This window comes from Planktothrix sp. PCC 11201, assembly GCF_900009135.1.
Classification (GTDB): domain Bacteria; phylum Cyanobacteriota; class Cyanobacteriia; order Cyanobacteriales; family Microcoleaceae; genus Planktothrix.
The window spans coordinates 1-389 of the sequence record NZ_LT797759.1; the positions used below are offsets into that span (position 1 = coordinate 1).

Annotated in this window: 1 protein-coding gene; it reads left to right on the plus strand. The window is 37.3% G+C overall.

Annotation, left to right across the window (positions count from 1 at the left end; all coding sequences use genetic code 11):
* A partial coding sequence (locus PL11201_RS25570) for an SNF2 helicase-associated domain-containing protein (RefSeq protein ID WP_234996849.1) occupies window positions 1-389 on the plus strand: 389 nt, incomplete at both ends.

Consider the following 389-nt stretch of genomic DNA (forward strand, 5'->3'; position numbering starts at 1 on the left):
TGCTTTCAACTCCAAGAAGCCACTCACGAACAAGATAATTGGCTGATTCATTTTTCAGTTTCCTCGAAACAAGACCCATCCTTTAAGCTGTTGTTAAAAGATTACTGGCAACAAACTCAAAAAAAGAAAAAAGAACTGTACAATTATCTAGGAAAAGATTTTGAGAAATACCTGTTACTTAATTTAGGATATGCAGCGAGAATGTATCCTAAACTGTGGCAGGGATTAGAAACAGATCAACCCGTTGGATTAGAATTAAATCTGATTGAAGTCTTTGAATTTCTCAAAGAAAGTGCCTGGATACTAGAAGATTCAGGATATAAAGTCATCATTCCCGCTTGGTGGACACCCCAAGGTCGTCAGCGCGCTAAAATTCGTTTAAAAACGTC